Below are 16,044 nucleotides of genomic sequence, written 5' to 3' on the forward strand. Positions count from 1 at the left end.
GTTCCGGAGCGAACGGGCTGGCTACTGACTGCATCAGGATTCAGGTGTTTGCGGCTTGGCCGGGGCGGTCAGGCCAGCCTGAATGCGCTGGTAAATTTCTTCGCGGTGCACCGCAACATCTTTCGGAGCGTTGATGCCAATCCTGACTTGCTGGCCGCTTACGCCGAGGATGGTGATCGTAATGTCATCACCAATGTTTATGCTTTCACCGACTTTGCGGGTGAGTATCAGCATGGTCTTCTCCTTGATTGCTTTGTGGGGCACCTGATTCGGACAGTGCAGAGGTCGGTGGTATGTATAGATTAGTGCGAAGTCTCACGTTTTGGGTGCCTCTTTCTGACGCGCAGATACAGCATTAATTCCCAAGGCGTAACTATACAGAGGCCGCAACCATCATTCTCGTTGTTTTGCGCCCATTTTGCGGCACTCGGGAAGTATTCATGAGTGTTAAAATCCGCGCTTTAAGCATTCTGAGGGAATCGCAGTGCGCAAAATGGTCTTGGTAATGGCGGTACTGGCGCTGGCGGGATGCGGTGAAGGCAAGCGTGTCGAGGCGCCCAAGCCTGCGCCTGCAACGGCCACCGCTCCTGCGCAGGCGACAGGGCCGCAATGGGATCTGGAAATACGAGGTGAAACACCTCAGGCTGTCAGCGATCTCAGTGGCTGGTTGATCGAGCACAACTTCATGTCCAATGTCGTGCGCGAAAACGGAAAGGTCCGGGTGCTGATGGGGCCGTTCAATTCGAAAGCCGAAGCCGAGGCCAAGCAAGCGGAGGTGGGGGCAGCCATCACCCGGGCGAAGAAACAGAATATAGAGTTGCTGGTCCTGGAGCGTCCGGTCGCTCAGTAGGATCGCCTTTCGGCGCAGTCTCCTGGAGAGAGTCCACGGTGACGCTGCAGCAAAGTCGGTGACTGGAAACACAAAGGCCTCGGGGTATGAAACCGAGGCCTTTGTGTTTCCAGCGTGCATTCAACCGCAGGTTTTCATGTCGACCGGGCCCACAAACTCATTGCCGCGCCCCATGACGCACGCCACGCTCTGGTTGCGTTGACGTTCCCAGGCCTGAACCGGATAGGTTTTGTCCCAGGCTTCATACAGCTGCCGATCCTGTTTCGACAGACGCAAACCATACTGCTTGCTCATGTAGAAATACGTCCGGGCGATCATGCCGCGAATGGAGGGGCGAGGCATGACCTTCTTTGCCTTGAAGTCGACTTGAGTCAGGCACGAGCCATATTGTCCCGATTGCTCCGGCAGCCAGCCGAAACTGAAATTGCTGCGGTCACCGTTGACCTCGCCAATGCTGGGTACCAGGTTATGCAGATCCGCTTCAGCCTTCTGGTAGGTGGGATCGTAGCGCGTGCAGTTCTTGCGTCCACCTTCTTGCCAGCACTGGCGCTGATGACCAATCTGCCAGGCCGGAACAATATGTTCCCACTCGATGCGGGCCGCGCGCTTGGCATTTTTGCGCGGCACATACCCGCAAGCCGCCAGATTCACCCGGTTGCCCGTGTATTTGCAGCCGCAATAGAACTCGGTGGATTGTGGCGCGTACAGCTTCCAGGCCACCTTCTTGGCTTCGGTGAAGGTGCGTGGCGCGTCGGCTTGGGCGCCCATGGCGAACAATAGAAACAGCAAAGCAAAACAGCGGACACTCATTGACTCAGTCTTCCTTCGGCACAACCCAGAAAATCTGCACGCCGCCATCGTCGCGATAGGCGAGGGTGACGTTGTCGTTCTCGTCGATTTCTTCCAGCAAGCGCTCCCACTCATCCACGGGCTCGTCCGGAAGACGGAAAATCAGGGCTGCCCTGGCTTTTTGAGCGGTGGGGGAGTTGATGATCTTCTGAACGCGCAGGCCCATGCGGACATAGGCGTCAGGTGAGGCGGAGGTGTTGTCCACGGAATTATCCCTATTAAGCTGTACGTACATACAGTATTTAACTGTAAGCAATTTCGCAACTGCTTAAAATCCAAGAAAATCCTCTGACAACAGCTTTTTCAATTTGGCGTAGGACGAAAGGAATTAATTTGTCAGGCAGGGAGGCAAACACCACTCGCCAGGGTGGCGAGTGGTGAAAACAGTGCCCGACCGGAATCGCTCGGGCGAGGGGGAATCAGTATTCCCAGAACATCCGCTGCAGCTCTTTGCTGTCGTTGGTCTTGGTCAGAGCGACCATGGCCAGGATGCGGGCCTTTTGCGGGTTCAGGTCGTGCGCGACCACCCAATCGTATTTGTCATCAGGCTGTTCAGCGTTACGCAGTACGAAGCCGCCGGCGTTGACGTGGGAGGAGCGGATAATCTGCACGCCATCCTTGCGTAGGGCTTGCAGGCTTGGCACGACGCGCGAAGATACCGAACCATTGCCGGTGCCGGCGTGGATGATGGCTTTGGCGCCCGACTGTGCCAGGGCCTTGTAAGCCGTATCGCTGACGTTGCCGTAGGAGTAGGCGATTTCCACGTCAGGCAGGCTCTTGATGGTCTTGATGTCGAACTCCGAATCCAGGGTGTGGCGCTTGGCTGGCAGGCGGAACCAGTAAGACTTGCCTTCAACCACCATCCCGAGTGGACCCCAGGCACTTTTAAACGCCTCGGTCTTGATGTTGATCATTTTGCTGACATCGCGACCCGACTGGATTTCATCGTTCATGGTCACCAGCACGCCTTTGCCGCGTGCCTCTTTGCTGCTGGCCACGGCCACGGCGTTATACAGATTCAGCATGCCGTCGGCCGACATCGCGGTGCCCGGGCGCATGGAGCCGACAACAATGATGGGCTTGTCGGTTTTTTCCACCAGGTTCAGGAAATAGGCGGTTTCTTCCAGGGTGTCGGTGCCATGGGTAATCACGATGCCATCGACGTCGTCACTGTCGGCCAGTTCGGCCACGCGGCGCCCCAGTTGCAGCAGGTTGTCGTTGGTGATGCTCTCGGACGCGATCTGCATGACCTGTTCGCCACGAACATTGGCCAATTGGCTCAGTTCCGGAACGCCGGCGATCAGTTTGTCGACGCCGACTTTCGCCGCCTGGTAGGTCGCGCTGTTGGCTGCGCTGGCACCGGCGCCGGCGATGGTGCCGCCGGTGGCCAGGATCACCACGTTCGCCAGTTTCTGTTGGGTTTCGGCTTCTTTTGCCTGGAGAGCGGTGGGCAGGAGCAGCAGGAGGGCCAAGGCGCCCGGAACAAAAGTTTTCAAAGCAGATGTCATTATTTTTCTCTCTAGTAGTGACGGTGCTGATGCAGGTTCATCTAGATGCGCCCCGAACGAATCTGAATGCTCGGGGTGCTGGAGAAGAGCAGGATCTGTACCAGTCAAGTTGGGCGTTGAGAGAAATGGCTAACTTACTGATTTCGTTGAAATATTAAACGGATTGTGTAATTGGGCATGGACTGGTACGTCCGGTTTCCCGAATATCTGTCTTTTTTGCGTTCGGCCCACCGAAGACTGGAGTCAGCGCTAAAGAAACCTGTTCGCGGGTCGATCCTTCTCCTGAGGACTATTTTTTTGTTCAGGGAGTTCACATGTCGTTGACTGTCGGTTTTCCAAGTGCATCTGTGATCAACATTGGCGGTAAACCGCCAGCGACCGTCGAGGCGTTGAATGAGGCGGCGACTGAGACTGCCGAACAGCGCCTGGGTCTGGGGGAGGGTGAGAAAAAAGCAGTCAGCCTCGGCGACGTTCGCGGTTCTGAATCCGAAAGCGGTGATAGTCAAAGCATTGCGGTGAAGACGCTGCTCAAGCGCATGCAGGAACTGCAACAGCAACTGCGCGAACAACAGCAGCAATTGGCAGCCACTCAGAAGGCTGAGTTTCCAACACCAGAAGCCAAGACAACGGCGTTGATGGCGATTCAGAGCCAGATTGCCGATACCTCGGCCGCGCTGTCACAAGTGGCTGCCGCCCTGGCGAAGGAGCTGACCACGGCCGCGAGTACCGGAAGTGTGATCAGTACAACGGCGTGAGAAAAACGCGCTGCGTTTTCTCCCCGTCGGCCCCATCAAAGGGGTTTTCGGACGTTGACAAATTTTGACAAGGTTCGCATAGTTCGATCTACGCAAACGTTTGCGCGGCGCTAACGGTGGACAAAACCCTCGCTGAGCGTCACGCAGCTTACGCCCGCGCAAGCGTTGCTCACAATAATCATAAGATCGGAGTGAACCCATGAAGCTGCCATTCGCTGGACGTCTTCTTGCTGTCGCTATGCTGGCTGCCGCATCCGCCGCGCTGCCAGTCTCTTCGGCTTTGGCTGAAACGCCTGCCAAACCCAAAGTCGCACTGGTGATGAAATCCCTGGCCAACGAATTCTTCCTGACCATGGAGGACGGCGCCAAGGCTTACCAGAAAGACCACTCCGACCAATTCGAGCTGATTTCCAACGGCATCAAGGACGAAACCGATACCGCTGGCCAGACGCGCATCGTCGAGCAAATGATTCTGGCCAAAGTCAATGCGCTGGTCATCGCACCGGCTGACTCCAAGGCGATGGTGCCGGTGATCAAGAAAGCGGTCGATGCCGGTATCACAGTGGTCAACATCGACAATCAGCTCGATCCTGCTGTAGTCAAAAGCAAGAACATCAATGTCCCATTCGTAGGCCCGGATAACCGCAAGGGCGCGCGTATGGTCGGTGAATACCTGGCCAAGCAACTCAAGGCCGGTGACGAAGTCGGCATCATCGAAGGGGTGTCCACCACCACCAACGCCCAGGCTCGCACCGCAGGGTTCAAGGACGCAATGGAAGCCGCGCAGATCAAGGTCGTTTCCGTACAGTCCGGTGACTGGGAGATCGATAAAGGCAACAAAGTGGCGGCCTCGATACTCAGCGAATATCCGCAAGTGAAAGCCTTGTTGGCCGGTAACGACAGCATGGCGGTCGGCGTAGTGTCGGCCGTGCGCGCCGCAGGCAAGGCCGGCAAGGTCCAAGTGGTCGGCTACGACAACATCAACGCCATCAAGCCGATGCTCAAGGATGGTCGTGTGCTGGCCACTGCCGACCAGTTTGCCGCCAAGCAAGCCGTTTTCGGCATCGAGACCGCGCTGAAAATCATCAAGGGCGAGAAAGTCGACAGCGCCAATGGTGTGATCGAGACTCCGGTAGAGCTGGTTACCCAGTAACCCTCAGGCGACACAACGGTGCTCGCCCGTCCGGGCGAGCGCATGGAGAGTTTTTATGTCCGTTCACGCCCCGAACGCTGTCCTTTCGGTCAGCGGTATCGGCAAGACCTACGCCCAACCGGTCCTTACCGGCATCGACCTGACGCTCATGCGCGGTGAAGTGCTGGCGCTGACCGGCGAGAACGGCGCTGGCAAAAGCACGTTGTCGAAGATCATTGGTGGACTGGTCACGCCGACCACTGGCCAGATGCAGTTTCAAGGGCAGGATTATCGCCCCGGCAGCCGCACCCAGGCTGAAGACCTGGGCATTCGCATGGTCATGCAGGAATTGAATCTGCTGCCGACCCTGTCGGTGGCGGAAAACCTGTTTCTCGACAACCTGCCCAGCAAAGGCGGCTGGATCAGTCGCAAGCAATTGCGCAAGGCTGCAATCGAAGCCATGGCCCAGGTCGGGCTCGATGCGATCGATCCGGACACCCTGGTGGGCGAACTCGGCATCGGTCATCAGCAAATGGTCGAGATCGCCCGCAACCTGATCGGTGATTGCCACGTTCTGATCCTCGACGAGCCGACCGCGATGCTCACCGCCCGTGAAGTCGAGATGCTGTTCGAGCAGATCACCCGCCTGCAGGCGCGGGGCGTATCGATCATCTATATCTCCCATCGCCTCGAAGAACTGGCCCGGGTCGCCCAACGCATTGCGGTACTGCGCGACGGCAATCTGGTGTGCGTCGAGCCGATGGCCAATTACAACAGCGAGCAACTGGTCACCTTGATGGTCGGCCGTGAGCTCGGCGAACACATCGACATGGGGCCGCGCAACATTGGCGCTCCGGCGTTGACGGTCAAGGGCCTGACCCGCGCCGACAAGGTGCGTGACGTGTCCTTCGAAGTGCGTGCCGGCGAGATCTTCGGCATTTCCGGCCTGATCGGGGCAGGGCGCACCGAATTGCTGCGCCTGATCTTCGGCGCGGACGAGGCGGATAGCGGCACGGTGGCGTTGGGTTCGCCGGCGCAGGTGGTCAGCATCCGTTCTCCGGTGGATGCGGTCGGTCATGGCATCGCCCTGATCACCGAAGACCGCAAGGGTGAAGGCTTGCTGTTGACTCAGTCGATCGGCGCCAACATCGCGCTGGGGAACATGCCCGGCATATCCAGCGGCGGGTTCGTCAATCAGAGCGGCGAGGCGGCTTTGGCCCAGCGTCAGATCGATGCCATGCGCATCCGCAGCTCTGGTCCGACACAATTGGTGTCCGAACTGTCCGGTGGTAATCAGCAGAAAGTGGTAATCGGTCGTTGGCTGGAGCGTGATTGCAACGTGCTGCTGTTCGATGAACCGACCCGGGGTATCGACGTCGGTGCCAAGTTCGATATCTATGCGCTGCTCGGTGAGCTCACTCGCCAGGGCAAGGCGCTGGTGGTGGTGTCCAGCGACCTGCGCGAATTGATGTTGATCTGCGACCGGATCGGTGTGTTGTCGGCCGGGCGCCTGATCGACACTTTCGAACGTGACCGCTGGACCCAGGATGACTTGCTTGCCGCCGCATTTGCCGGCTACCAAAAACGTGATGCGCTGCTCAATGAGGCAGCGCCTAGGGATCTTTCATGAAAACCGCATCTTTAGCCGGCAAACGCAGCGGCAACTTTTATGGCCTCGGGACTTATCTGGGCCTGGCCGGTGCCTTGCTGGCGATGGTTGTGCTGTTCTCGATCCTGAGCAGCCATTTCCTGTCTTACGACACCTTCAGTACCTTGGCCAACCAGATTCCGGATCTGATGGTGCTGGCGGTCGGCATGACGTTCGTATTGATCATCGGCGGTATCGACCTGTCGGTGGGCTCGGTGCTGGCGCTCGCCGCGTCGACGGTCAGCGTGGCGATTCTTGGCTGGGGCTGGAGCGTCCTGCCCGCGGCGTTGCTCGGCATGGCGGCGGCTGCATTGGCCGGCACCGTCACCGGTTCGATTACCGTGGCGTGGCGCATTCCGTCATTCATCGTGTCCCTCGGCGTGCTGGAAATGGCCCGTGGCGTGGCGTATCAGATGACCGGTTCGCGCACGGCGTACATCGGTGATGCCTTCGCCTGGTTGTCCAACCCCATCGCCTTCGGGATTTCGCCGTCGTTTATCATTGCCTTGCTGATTATCTTCATCGCCCAGGCTGTGCTGACCCGTACCGTGTTCGGTCGCTACCTGATCGGTATCGGCACCAATGAAGAAGCCGTGCGGCTGGCGGGGATCAATCCCAAGCCATACAAAATTCTGGTGTTCAGCCTGATGGGCTTGCTGGCCGGAATCGCGGCACTGTTTCAGATTTCGCGCCTGGAAGCGGCGGACCCGAACGCTGGCTCCGGCCTGGAGCTGCAAGTGATCGCTGCGGTGGTGATCGGTGGCACCAGCCTCATGGGGGGGCGTGGGTCGGTGATCAGTACGTTCTTCGGCGTGCTGATCATTTCCGTGTTGGCCGCCGGCCTTGCCCAGATCGGCGCCACCGAACCGACCAAACGCATCATCACCGGTGCGGTGATCGTCGTCGCGGTGGTGCTCGACACCTACCGCAGTCAACGCGCAAGCCGGCGGACCTGAATCATGGCAACGATCAAAGATGTGGCAGCCCTCGCGGGGATTTCCTACACCACGGTTTCCCACGTGGTGAACAAAACACGACCGGTCAGCGAAGAAGTGCGGATCAAGGTCGAGGCGGCGATCAAGACGCTGGATTACGTGCCCAGCGCCGTGGCCCGATCCCTCAAGGCCAAAACCACGGCCACCATCGGTTTGCTGGTGCCCAACAGCCTTAACCCGTATTTCGCCGAATTGGCCCGAGGCATCGAGGATTATTGCGAGCGCAATGGCTATTGCGTGATTCTCTGTAACTCCGACGACAACCCGGACAAGCAGCGCAGCTACCTGCGCGTGCTGCTGGAAAAGCGTATCGACGGGCTGATTGTTGCCTCGGCGGGCGGCGACAGCGGGTTGGCGCAGGGTCTGGCGGGCGTGCGCACGCCGATGGTGATTGTCGACCGCGGGCTCGAAGGCGTCGATGCCGACCTGGTGCGCATCGATCACGAATACGGCGCCTATCTGGCGACCCGGCATCTGCTGGAGTTGGGGCATCGCGATATCGCCACCATCAGCGGGCCGGCGACCACCAGCGTGGCGCAGATGCGTCTGGCCGGTTTCCGCCGGGCGCTGAAAGACGCGGGCATCGAAGTCCGGGGTGAGCGCATGCTGGAAAGTGACTTCACCAGCACCGGCGGTTACAACGCCGCCGCGATTCTGCTGGAGCGCAATCCGCCCAGCGCCATCTTCGCCGCCAACGACATGATCGGCATTGGCGTGCTGCGGGCCGCCGCCGAGCGCAACATTCGTGTACCGACAGAGCTGTCGGTGATCGGCTTCGACGATATCCAGATGAGCCGCTATGTCTATCCAGCGCTGACCACAGTCGGTCAATCCATCCTGCAACTGGGCGAGATGGCCGCCGAGGTGCTGCTGCGAAGGATTGCCAAGCCGGATTTGACGACCGAACAAAAGATCGTGACGCCAAGCATTGTCATGCGGGAATCGACCGCACCGTTGGCGGGTAATTTTGCCGAATACCGCTGAAATCGAATGAATGAGTAGCAATGTATGCCAGCAAAAGTAGTGGTTATAGGCAGCCTGAACATGGACCTGGTGACTCGGGCGCCGCGGTTGCCACGGGGCGGAGAAACGTTGATCGGCCAGTCGTTTGCCACGGTTTCCGGCGGCAAGGGCGCGAATCAGGCGGTGGCCGCCGCGCGACTGGGCGCTCAGGTGTCGATGGTGGGCTGTGTGGGCAGGGATGCCTATGGTGAGGCGCTACGTGACGCCTTGTTGGCCGAGCAGATCGATTGTCAGGCCGTCAGCACCGTGGACGATTCCAGTGGCGTGGCCTTGATTGTGGTCGACGACAACAGCCAGAACGCCATCGTGATCGTAGCCGGCGCCAATGGTGCACTGACGCCGGCGCTGGTCGGCTGCTTCGATTCGGTCCTGCAGGCCGCCGACGTGATTATTTGTCAGTTGGAAGTGCCGGATGCCACCGTGGGCCATGCACTCAAGCGCGGTCGGGAGCTGGGCAAGACCGTGATCCTCAATCCGGCGCCAGCCAGCCGTCCATTGCCTGCGCACTGGTACGCGAACATCGATTATCTGATTCCCAACGAGAGCGAGGCCTCGGCGCTGAGCGGCTTGCCGGTGGACTCTCGGCAAACCGCGCAAGTGGCGGCGACCCGCCTGATCGAGATGGGCGCCGGCAAGGTCATCATCACCCTCGGTGCCGAAGGTTCGCTATTCGCTGATGGCCAGCGCTTGGAGCATTTCCCTGCGCCGCTCGTGAAAGCGGTCGACACCACGGCGGCCGGCGATACGTTCGTTGGCGGTTTTGCCGCCGCGCTGGCGAGCGGAAAAAGCGAAGCCGAAGCGATCCGCTTCGGCCAGGTCGCCGCAGCGTTATCGGTCACGCGAGCTGGTGCGCAACCCTCGATACCCACCCTCGGCGAAGTCCAGGCGTTCAAGACACCATGAAAAAGACACCGTTGCTCAACATTGCACTGTCGCGGTTGATCGCTTCCCTTGGTCATGGCGACAAAGTGATCATCGGCGATGCGGGGTTGCCGGTGCCGCCCGGCGTAGAGCTGATCGATCTGGCCCTGACCCATGGCATTCCGGATTTCATCAGCACCCTGAAGGTTGTGCTCAGCGAAATGCAGGTTGAAAGCCATGTTCTGGCCCGTGAAATCCTGGAGAAAAAGCCAATGGCCCTGGCAACCCTGGACGAGCTGAATACCGATGGGGCGCTGGGGCAGCGTGAATGGCTCAGTCATGAGCAGTTCAAGGTGCTCAGCCAGCAGGCTCGGGCGATTGTGCGGACCGGAGAATGCCAGCCGTACTGCAATATCGTACTGATCGCCGGAGTGACGTTCTGACCTGTTCCAGTTTTTTCCCCGGCACAAGGTGTGCGCCCTGTATCGTTGTGCCCGGGAACGGCCCCGCCTGCTTTGGAGTCTGCTGCTTTTGTCCTTGATGACCGCAACCGGCGTTGACGCGGCGGAAAAGATCGATCTGATCATCGATGCCGACCCGGGTGTCGACGATATGGTTGCACTGCTGTTTGCGCTGGCTTCTACGCAGGAATTGAACATCCGTGCATTGACCACCGTCGCGGGCAATGTGCGCCTGCACAAGACGTCACGCAACGCACGACTGGCCCGCGAGTGGGCGGGGCGCGAGGAGGTGCCGGTCTACGCCGGAGCGAGCACGCCGCTGTTGCGTAAGCCCATCTATGCCGAGGACATCCATGGCAAGGAAGGGGTGTCGGGCATTACTGTCCATGAACCAGAAAAAGGCCTGGCCGAGGGCAACGCGGTCGAGTACCTGGTCAACACCCTGACGGCGGCCAGGCCGCACAGCATCACCATTGCCATGCTGGGGCCGCAGACAAACCTGGCCCTGGCGCTGGTCCAGGAGCCAAACATTGTTCAGGGCATCAAGGAGGTGGTGGTCATGGGCGGCGCCCACTTCAACGGCGGCAACATTACGCCGTTGGCAGAGTTCAACCTGTTCGCCGATCCGCAAGCGGCGGAGGTGGTGCTCAACAGTGGCGTGCCATTGACCTACCTGCCGCTGGACGTGACCCACAAAATGCTCACCAGCGATGCGCGCGTGCAGAAGATTGCCGCATTGAACAACAATGCCAGCAGGCAGGTGGTCGATATGCTGAACGACTACATCAAGGCCGATATGGAGCGCTACGGCATTGCGGGTGGCCCGGTGCATGACGCAACGGTGATTGCCTATTTGCTCAAGCCACAGCTGTTCAGCGGGCGTGCGGTGAACGTAGTGGTTGATTGTGGCGAAGGTCCGACGCTTGGCCAGACTGTTGTCGACTGGTATGACGACCTCAAGGCGCCGAAGAATGTTTTTTGGGTCGAAGGCGGCGATGCCCAGGGGTTTTTCGATCTGCTGACCGAGCGTCTGGCTCGCCTGAAGTAGCCCTCATGCCCGCCGGTAGCTTCCGGCAGGCTTTCACGCCTTCCCGGTTGGCGCTGCATCCATGTGATCAAGGGCGTACTTTTCGAAAATTTGCGCGATAAATTGCCGCGCTGCTTCGGTCCCCAACCCTTTGACCAGCAGGTCTATCCCAATGATTGCCAGCTCTTCCGGACTGCCTGGGCTGTAAGAGCTGTGGCCCTGCGGCCACTTGACGGTGATGTTGGCGTCGATGCTTACGGTGGTCATGATGGCGCTCGCGCAGTCGGAAATGTCTGGAGGGTCGAGTTAACCATTTTGCGGCGCTTTTGGCACTCCGACTTAGGCATGAGTGGGAGGCTATGCGACACTTGGTCTTTGAGAACTTTTCAAGGACTGCGCTGTGCAGATCGATTTGAACACCCCTGACGGCTTGACCCTTGACGCCGTACGTCAGTTGTTGGCGTCTGCCAGCGATGATGAACACACGCAGTTGCGTGTGACCAAGGGCGGCATCGCCTATATTTCATCGGGCGTCGTAGGCGGCACCGATATCGATGGGTTGCTGTTCCGTCTGGAAACCTGGGCCAAGGGTTCCGGTTATGTCGGGCGGGTCGCGGCCAGCGATGAGGTTTGGGTCATGCAGATCTTCAATGCGCTGAAGCAGAACTGGCCGAAACCGGCCTTCGACTACATCGACGTCTATTGAGTGCTGTTCATATTCAGTCACGATTGAAGGATGAAGGGCAGGGCGATGCTCAGGCAAACTTGCCGTTTGTCTGCGCAGGACGAACAGGTCGCCTACTGTTCTTGTGAAACCAATCGCCGGAATGGCGGTCGCACAATCTCAGCTTAACTCTCGAAAAAAGGAGGCTTCATGCCTTGGAAGCTCGCGTCATTGGGTACTTTGTTGGCCGTTGCCCTGCTGGCCGGTTGCAGCACGACCACCAATGAGTCGGCAACAGACCCTGTAACGACGACTGACACAGGTCACAGCCGTTGTGAGGCCAAAGCGGCTGAATTCACCCTTGGCAAACAGGCTTCGCCTGAGCTGCTGGAGCAGGCGCGTAAACGTTCCGGCGCGCAGGTTGCCCGGTTCCTGTTGCCTAACGATATGGTGACGCTGGAGTACCGTTCCGACCGTCTGAATCTCAATACCGATGCCAATCGGGTGGTCACCCGCGTCAACTGCGGCTGATCGATCAGGCTTTTGCGTTACCCACAAAAAACCCCGTCACATGGACGGGGTTTTTTTAGTGCGCCTGGAAATTACTCTGGGCGAACTTGAGCAGCTTGCATACCCTTTTGGCCTTTCTCAGCCACGAAGGAAACGGTTTGGCCTTCTTTCAGGCTTTTGAAACCGTCGCTTTCGATAGCTTTGAAGTGTACGAACAGGTCGTCACCGCCACCTTGAGGAGTGATGAAGCCGAAGCCTTTTTCATCGTTGAACCATTTAACGGTGCCGGTTTGGCGATTAGACATGGTGTATCTCCAAGAAACATATATTTTCAGTAGTACTGTGCTGCTCAGGCCAACTGGGCACACCGGGGTATCATAGTCGAAATGTTCGCTTTGGGAGCCCCCCACGGGTGCTGTTTGCCCTACAGTCGCACATTCTTTGTTGCCTGATACGGCTGAAAGCCCCGTTTTAAAAGGCTTTCAGCCGAAAGTAAAGACGATAAAAAAAGCTGTAAAACCTGCATAAATCGTAGGCAAAAGCACTTTTCACAGACCATTCATCGGCTGAAAGCACTTTTTTGGCGCTTCGACAGGCTTATTTTTTCGCCGGGTTGGTGGCCTTGCACTTGGAAATCTGGGTCAGCGCTTGTTGTTTCAGGGCGTCGCTGGCCTGGTTATCCATCAAGGACTGAAGGTCCTTGGCCGGGTAAGATTTGATCGCATCGGCGCCGCAAGCACAGTGGGCTTTTGCCGCCGCAGCGCCGATCTGTGGGGTGGCTGCCTGGGTGCACTGCGCCATGTACTTCTCGCGCTCACCCTTCGGCCATTCGGCGTGGGCGGCCAGCGGCAGCAGCAGGACGATGGGGGCGACTACAGCGAACAAACGATTCAGACGCATGCCGGGATGCTCCTTGTGGGTCAATGTCTTGTTATCTGAGAGGTGAAGCGGGGATCTAGTTCAGCACTCTGGCATAAAAACAGCGGATTTGCCGCGACAGAAAACCTCTGCGCCGCCCGACCGTTCATCTGTGCTAGCATGCCTGGCTCGAGCGTTTGCAGGCATCGGTCGACCTTCAGTCCCGTCTGCGGCAAATGCCCGAATCAATCCTGATTTGAATCCCAGTCACTCTGGTTCGGTTTTCCGGTTGGCCGCAAGGCTCCTGCCGCTGTAAGGCAGGCGTTCGTCATTGAATGGCCTGGATCGGATCTTGTACTGGCTCATCCCAACCCACGTGACCTTTGGTAGGGGTCACCACTAGGAGAGGAGGCGCCATGCCAACTATTACTCTTCCCGACGGCAGTCAACGTTCATTCGATCACCCGGTTTCAATTGCCGAGGTCGCCGCATCCATTGGTGCCGGCCTGGCCAAGGCCACTTTGGCCGGCAAGGTCAATGGCAAGCTGGCCGATGCCAGCGACATCATCGACAGCGACGCAACGCTGCAAATCATCACGCCAAAGGATGAAGAGGGGCTGGAGATCATTCGCCACTCTTGCGCCCACCTGGTAGGGCACGCTGTCAAGCAACTGTACCCGACCGCCAAAATGGTGATCGGTCCGGTCATCGACGAAGGCTTCTACTACGACATCGCGTACGAGCGTCCTTTCACCCCGGATGACCTGGCCGCCATCGAGCAGCGCATGCAGCAGCTGATCGAGAAAGATTACGACGTCATCAAGAAAGTCACTCCGCGCGCCGAAGTGATCGAAGTGTTCAAGTCCCGCGGTGAAGACTACAAGTTGCGCCTGGTCGAGGACATGCCGAACGAACAGGCCATGGGCCTGTACTATCACGAAGAATACGTCGACATGTGCCGCGGTCCGCATGTGCCGAACACCCGCTTCCTGAAATCCTTCAAGCTGACCAAACTGTCCGGTGCCTACTGGCGCGGTGATGCCAAGAACGAGCAATTGCAGCGCGTTTATGGCACTGCTTGGGCTGACAAGAAGCAGCTGGCTGCCTACATCCAGCGTATCGAAGAGGCCGAGAAACGCGATCACCGCAAGATCGGCAAGCGCCTGGGCCTGTTCCACACCCAGGAAGAGTCGCCGGGCATGGTGTTCTGGCACCCGAACGGCTGGACCCTGTATCAGGTGCTCGAGCAGTACATGCGCAAGGTGCAGCGCGACAATGGCTACCTGGAGATCAAGACGCCTCAGGTCGTTGACCGCAGCCTGTGGGAAAAATCCGGGCACTGGGCCAACTACGCCGACAACATGTTCACCACGCAGTCGGAAAACCGCGATTACGCCATCAAGCCGATGAACTGCCCTTGCCACGTGCAGGTGTTCAACCAGGGTTTGAAGAGCTACCGCGAACTGCCGATGCGTCTGGCTGAATTCGGTGCCTGCCACCGTAACGAACCATCGGGTGCGCTGCACGGTATCATGCGTGTGCGTGCGTTCACTCAGGATGACGCCCACATTTTCTGCACCGAAGAGCAGATGCAGGCCGAGTCTGCTGCGTTCATCAAGCTGACCATGGATGTCTACGCCGACTTCGGCTTCAAAGACATCGAAATGAAGCTGTCCACTCGTCCGGAAAAACGCGTCGGTTCCGATGAGTTGTGGGATCGCGCCGAAGCCGCACTGGCCTCAGCCCTTGATAGTGCTGGCCTGCCGTACGATTTGCAGCCGGGCGAGGGCGCGTTCTATGGTCCGAAAATCGAATTTTCGCTGAAAGATTGCCTCGGTCGCGTCTGGCAATGTGGTACCTTGCAGCTCGATTTTAACCTGCCTGTCCGTTTGGGCGCCGAATTTGTCTCCGAAGACAACAGTCGCAAGCATCCGGTGATGCTGCACCGTGCGATCCTGGGATCTTTCGAGCGTTTCGTCGGAATTCTGATCGAGCACTACGAGGGTGCATTCCCTGCGTGGCTGGCGCCGACCCAGGCAGTGATCATGAATATCACTGATAAACAGGCGGATTTTGTCGCTCAGGTCGAAAAAACTCTCAATGAAAGCGGGTTTCGTGCCAAGTCTGACTTGAGAAATGAAAAGATCGGCTTTAAAATCCGCGAGCATACTTTGCTCAAGGTTCCCTATCTCTTGGTTATTGGGGATAAGGAAGTCGAGATGCAGACTGTCGCTGTGCGTACTCGTGAAGGTGCTGACCTGGGCTCGATGCCCGTCGCCCAGTTCGCTGAGTTTCTCGCGCAAGCGGTTTCCCGGCGTGGTCGCCCAGATTCGGAGTAATTATTATTAAGCGTGAAATGAGACAAGATAAACGAACTGCACCGAAAGCCCCGATCAACGAGAATATCTCGGCACGCGAGGTTCGGTTAATTGGCGCTGACGGCGAGCAGATTGGCATCGTCTCGATTGATGAAGCGCTTCGTATTGCTGAAGAAGCCAAGCTTGATCTGGTAGAAATCTCCGCCGATGCCGTCCCGCCTGTATGCCGGGTGATGGACTACGGCAAATCGATCTTCGAAAAGAAGAAGCAGATTGCTGCGGCGAAGAAAAACCAGAAGCAGATTCAGGTAAAAGAAATCAAGTTTCGTCCAGGGACGGAGGAAGGGGATTACCAGGTAAAACTGCGCAACCTGGTACGTTTCCTGAGTGACGGGGACAGGGCCAAGGTATCCTTGCGATTCCGCGGCCGTGAGATGGCCCACCAGGAGCTGGGGATGGAACTCCTCAAGCGAGTTGAAGGTGACTTGCTCGAGTACGGTTCGGTCGAACAGCATCCTAAGATGGAAGGACGCCAGCTGATCATGGTCATCGCCCCGAAAAAGAAGAAGTAATCAACAGGGCACG

20 protein-coding genes are annotated in these 16,044 nt (G+C 58.2%); 13 read left to right on the plus strand and 7 right to left on the minus strand.

The window, feature by feature from the left end:
* Positions 1 to 33 precede the first annotated feature (33 nt).
* Positions 34 to 234 carry a carbon storage regulator CsrA gene (csrA, locus tag HNQ83_RS21265; protein WP_128608931.1) on the minus strand — a complete coding sequence of 67 codons (201 nt, stop codon included), beginning with the start codon at positions 232 to 234 and terminating at the stop codon, positions 34 to 36.
* 250 nt (positions 235 to 484) lie between these two features.
* Between csrA and HNQ83_RS21270 the strand changes: the two genes are divergently transcribed.
* Positions 485 to 850, plus strand: coding sequence for an SPOR domain-containing protein (locus tag HNQ83_RS21270; protein ID WP_175390753.1), 366 nt, complete (start codon positions 485 to 487; stop codon positions 848 to 850).
* 120 nt (positions 851 to 970) lie between these two features.
* Here the strand turns inward: HNQ83_RS21270 and HNQ83_RS21275 are convergent, their stop codons facing one another.
* From HNQ83_RS21275 to HNQ83_RS21285, 3 genes are all read right to left on the minus strand, one after another.
* Positions 971 to 1,660, minus strand: a complete 690-nt coding sequence (locus HNQ83_RS21275; protein ID WP_175390754.1) for an endonuclease — start codon at positions 1,658 to 1,660, stop codon at positions 971 to 973.
* A gap of 4 nt (positions 1,661 to 1,664) precedes the next feature.
* Complete coding sequence (locus tag HNQ83_RS21280; RefSeq protein WP_175390755.1) at positions 1,665 to 1,934, minus strand: DUF1654 domain-containing protein; 270 nt, start codon at positions 1,932 to 1,934, stop codon at positions 1,665 to 1,667.
* A gap of 184 nt (positions 1,935 to 2,118) precedes the next feature.
* On the minus strand, positions 2,119 to 3,207 hold the full coding sequence (locus HNQ83_RS21285) for an asparaginase (protein WP_175390756.1): 1,089 nt from the start codon (positions 3,205 to 3,207) through the stop codon (positions 2,119 to 2,121).
* A 314-nt stretch (positions 3,208 to 3,521) separates the two neighbouring features.
* Here HNQ83_RS21285 and HNQ83_RS21290 point away from each other — a divergent pair, with 314 nt between their 5' ends.
* From HNQ83_RS21290 to HNQ83_RS21325, 8 genes are all read left to right on the plus strand, one after another.
* The gene (locus tag HNQ83_RS21290; RefSeq protein ID WP_175390757.1) at positions 3,522 to 3,962 is read left to right on the plus strand and encodes a hypothetical protein; all 441 of its coding nucleotides are present in this window, start codon (positions 3,522 to 3,524) and stop codon (positions 3,960 to 3,962) included.
* Between the two features lie 199 nt (positions 3,963 to 4,161).
* Positions 4,162 to 5,115, plus strand: a complete 954-nt coding sequence (locus tag HNQ83_RS21295; protein WP_175390758.1) for a sugar ABC transporter substrate-binding protein — start codon at positions 4,162 to 4,164, stop codon at positions 5,113 to 5,115.
* Positions 5,116 to 5,170: 55 nt separating this feature from the next.
* Positions 5,171 to 6,724 (plus strand): sugar ABC transporter ATP-binding protein, encoded by a 1,554-nt coding sequence (locus tag HNQ83_RS21300; RefSeq protein ID WP_175390759.1) that lies wholly within the window; start codon positions 5,171 to 5,173, stop codon positions 6,722 to 6,724.
* Positions 6,721 to 7,698 (plus strand): ABC transporter permease, encoded by a 978-nt coding sequence (locus tag HNQ83_RS21305; protein ID WP_175390760.1) that lies wholly within the window; start codon positions 6,721 to 6,723, stop codon positions 7,696 to 7,698. The genes HNQ83_RS21300 and HNQ83_RS21305 overlap by 4 nt, the downstream gene beginning before the upstream one ends.
* Before the next feature lie 3 nt (positions 7,699 to 7,701).
* Positions 7,702 to 8,721, plus strand: a complete 1,020-nt coding sequence (locus HNQ83_RS21310; protein ID WP_175390761.1) for a LacI family DNA-binding transcriptional regulator — start codon at positions 7,702 to 7,704, stop codon at positions 8,719 to 8,721.
* 24 nt (positions 8,722 to 8,745) lie between these two features.
* Positions 8,746 to 9,663: a ribokinase gene (rbsK, locus tag HNQ83_RS21315; RefSeq protein WP_175390762.1), complete on the plus strand. Its 918-nt coding sequence runs from the start codon at positions 8,746 to 8,748 to the stop codon at positions 9,661 to 9,663.
* Positions 9,660 to 10,064, plus strand: a complete 405-nt coding sequence (gene rbsD / locus HNQ83_RS21320) for a D-ribose pyranase (protein ID WP_175390763.1) — start codon at positions 9,660 to 9,662, stop codon at positions 10,062 to 10,064. The genes rbsK and rbsD overlap by 4 nt, the downstream gene beginning before the upstream one ends.
* A gap of 97 nt (positions 10,065 to 10,161) precedes the next feature.
* The gene (locus tag HNQ83_RS21325) at positions 10,162 to 11,130 is read left to right on the plus strand and encodes a nucleoside hydrolase (protein ID WP_372241921.1); all 969 of its coding nucleotides are present in this window, start codon (positions 10,162 to 10,164) and stop codon (positions 11,128 to 11,130) included.
* A 33-nt stretch (positions 11,131 to 11,163) separates the two neighbouring features.
* Here the strand turns inward: HNQ83_RS21325 and HNQ83_RS21330 are convergent, their stop codons facing one another.
* Positions 11,164 to 11,376 carry a hypothetical protein gene (locus tag HNQ83_RS21330; protein ID WP_175390764.1) on the minus strand — a complete coding sequence of 71 codons (213 nt, stop codon included), beginning with the start codon at positions 11,374 to 11,376 and terminating at the stop codon, positions 11,164 to 11,166.
* A 133-nt stretch (positions 11,377 to 11,509) separates the two neighbouring features.
* Here HNQ83_RS21330 and HNQ83_RS21335 point away from each other — a divergent pair, with 133 nt between their 5' ends.
* On the plus strand, positions 11,510 to 11,815 hold the full coding sequence (locus HNQ83_RS21335; RefSeq protein ID WP_096512525.1) for a hypothetical protein: 306 nt from the start codon (positions 11,510 to 11,512) through the stop codon (positions 11,813 to 11,815).
* A gap of 168 nt (positions 11,816 to 11,983) precedes the next feature.
* Positions 11,984 to 12,304, plus strand: a complete 321-nt coding sequence (locus tag HNQ83_RS21340) for an I78 family peptidase inhibitor (RefSeq protein ID WP_175390765.1) — start codon at positions 11,984 to 11,986, stop codon at positions 12,302 to 12,304.
* 71 nt (positions 12,305 to 12,375) lie between these two features.
* Here HNQ83_RS21340 and HNQ83_RS21345 read toward each other — a convergent pair whose 3' ends face one another.
* Both HNQ83_RS21345 and HNQ83_RS21350 read right to left on the minus strand, forming a co-directional pair.
* Positions 12,376 to 12,588, minus strand: a complete 213-nt coding sequence (locus tag HNQ83_RS21345; RefSeq protein WP_003179963.1) for a cold-shock protein — start codon at positions 12,586 to 12,588, stop codon at positions 12,376 to 12,378.
* Positions 12,589 to 12,880: 292 nt separating this feature from the next.
* The gene (locus HNQ83_RS21350) at positions 12,881 to 13,183 is read right to left on the minus strand and encodes a hypothetical protein (RefSeq protein ID WP_175390766.1); all 303 of its coding nucleotides are present in this window, start codon (positions 13,181 to 13,183) and stop codon (positions 12,881 to 12,883) included.
* A 374-nt stretch (positions 13,184 to 13,557) separates the two neighbouring features.
* Here HNQ83_RS21350 and thrS point away from each other — a divergent pair, with 374 nt between their 5' ends.
* A complete protein-coding gene (gene thrS / locus HNQ83_RS21355) occupies positions 13,558 to 15,480 on the plus strand; it encodes a threonine--tRNA ligase (RefSeq protein ID WP_175390767.1) in 1,923 nt (640 codons plus the stop codon).
* A complete protein-coding gene (gene infC, locus HNQ83_RS21360) occupies positions 15,480 to 16,031 on the plus strand; it encodes a translation initiation factor IF-3 (protein ID WP_175390795.1) in 552 nt (183 codons plus the stop codon). Before thrS ends, infC begins: the two co-directional genes overlap by 1 nt.
* Positions 16,032 to 16,044: the final 13 nt, after the last annotated feature.

Source organism: Pseudomonas sp. C2B4, assembly GCF_013359695.1.
GTDB lineage: Bacteria > Pseudomonadota > Gammaproteobacteria > Pseudomonadales > Pseudomonadaceae > Aquipseudomonas.

Excerpts from the sequence above, each read along its gene's own strand:
- HNQ83_RS21275 (WP_175390754.1), bottom strand. The coding sequence starts at position 1,660 with ATGAGTGTCCGCTGTTTTGCTTTGCTGTTTCTATTGTTCGCCATGGGC.
- rbsD (WP_175390763.1), top strand. The coding sequence starts at position 9,660 with ATGAAAAAGACACCGTTGCTCAACATTGCACTGTCGCGGTTGATCGCT.
- thrS (WP_175390767.1), top strand. The coding sequence starts at position 13,558 with ATGCCAACTATTACTCTTCCCGACGGCAGTCAACGTTCATTCGATCAC.
- HNQ83_RS21310 (WP_175390761.1), top strand. The coding sequence starts at position 7,702 with ATGGCAACGATCAAAGATGTGGCAGCCCTCGCGGGGATTTCCTACACC.
- HNQ83_RS21285 (WP_175390756.1), bottom strand. The coding sequence starts at position 3,207 with ATGACATCTGCTTTGAAAACTTTTGTTCCGGGCGCCTTGGCCCTCCTG.
- HNQ83_RS21345 (WP_003179963.1), bottom strand. The coding sequence starts at position 12,588 with ATGTCTAATCGCCAAACCGGCACCGTTAAATGGTTCAACGATGAAAAA.
- csrA (WP_128608931.1), bottom strand. The coding sequence starts at position 234 with ATGCTGATACTCACCCGCAAAGTCGGTGAAAGCATAAACATTGGTGAT.
- HNQ83_RS21300 (WP_175390759.1), top strand. The coding sequence starts at position 5,171 with ATGTCCGTTCACGCCCCGAACGCTGTCCTTTCGGTCAGCGGTATCGGC.
- HNQ83_RS21340 (WP_175390765.1), top strand. The coding sequence starts at position 11,984 with ATGCCTTGGAAGCTCGCGTCATTGGGTACTTTGTTGGCCGTTGCCCTG.
- HNQ83_RS21295 (WP_175390758.1), top strand. The coding sequence starts at position 4,162 with ATGAAGCTGCCATTCGCTGGACGTCTTCTTGCTGTCGCTATGCTGGCT.
- HNQ83_RS21305 (WP_175390760.1), top strand. The coding sequence starts at position 6,721 with ATGAAAACCGCATCTTTAGCCGGCAAACGCAGCGGCAACTTTTATGGC.
- HNQ83_RS21350 (WP_175390766.1), bottom strand. The coding sequence starts at position 13,183 with ATGCGTCTGAATCGTTTGTTCGCTGTAGTCGCCCCCATCGTCCTGCTG.
- HNQ83_RS21330 (WP_175390764.1), bottom strand. The coding sequence starts at position 11,376 with ATGACCACCGTAAGCATCGACGCCAACATCACCGTCAAGTGGCCGCAG.
- HNQ83_RS21290 (WP_175390757.1), top strand. The coding sequence starts at position 3,522 with ATGTCGTTGACTGTCGGTTTTCCAAGTGCATCTGTGATCAACATTGGC.
- rbsK (WP_175390762.1), top strand. The coding sequence starts at position 8,746 with ATGCCAGCAAAAGTAGTGGTTATAGGCAGCCTGAACATGGACCTGGTG.
- HNQ83_RS21280 (WP_175390755.1), bottom strand. The coding sequence starts at position 1,934 with ATGTACGTACAGCTTAATAGGGATAATTCCGTGGACAACACCTCCGCC.
- HNQ83_RS21325 (WP_372241921.1), top strand. The coding sequence starts at position 10,162 with ATGACCGCAACCGGCGTTGACGCGGCGGAAAAGATCGATCTGATCATC.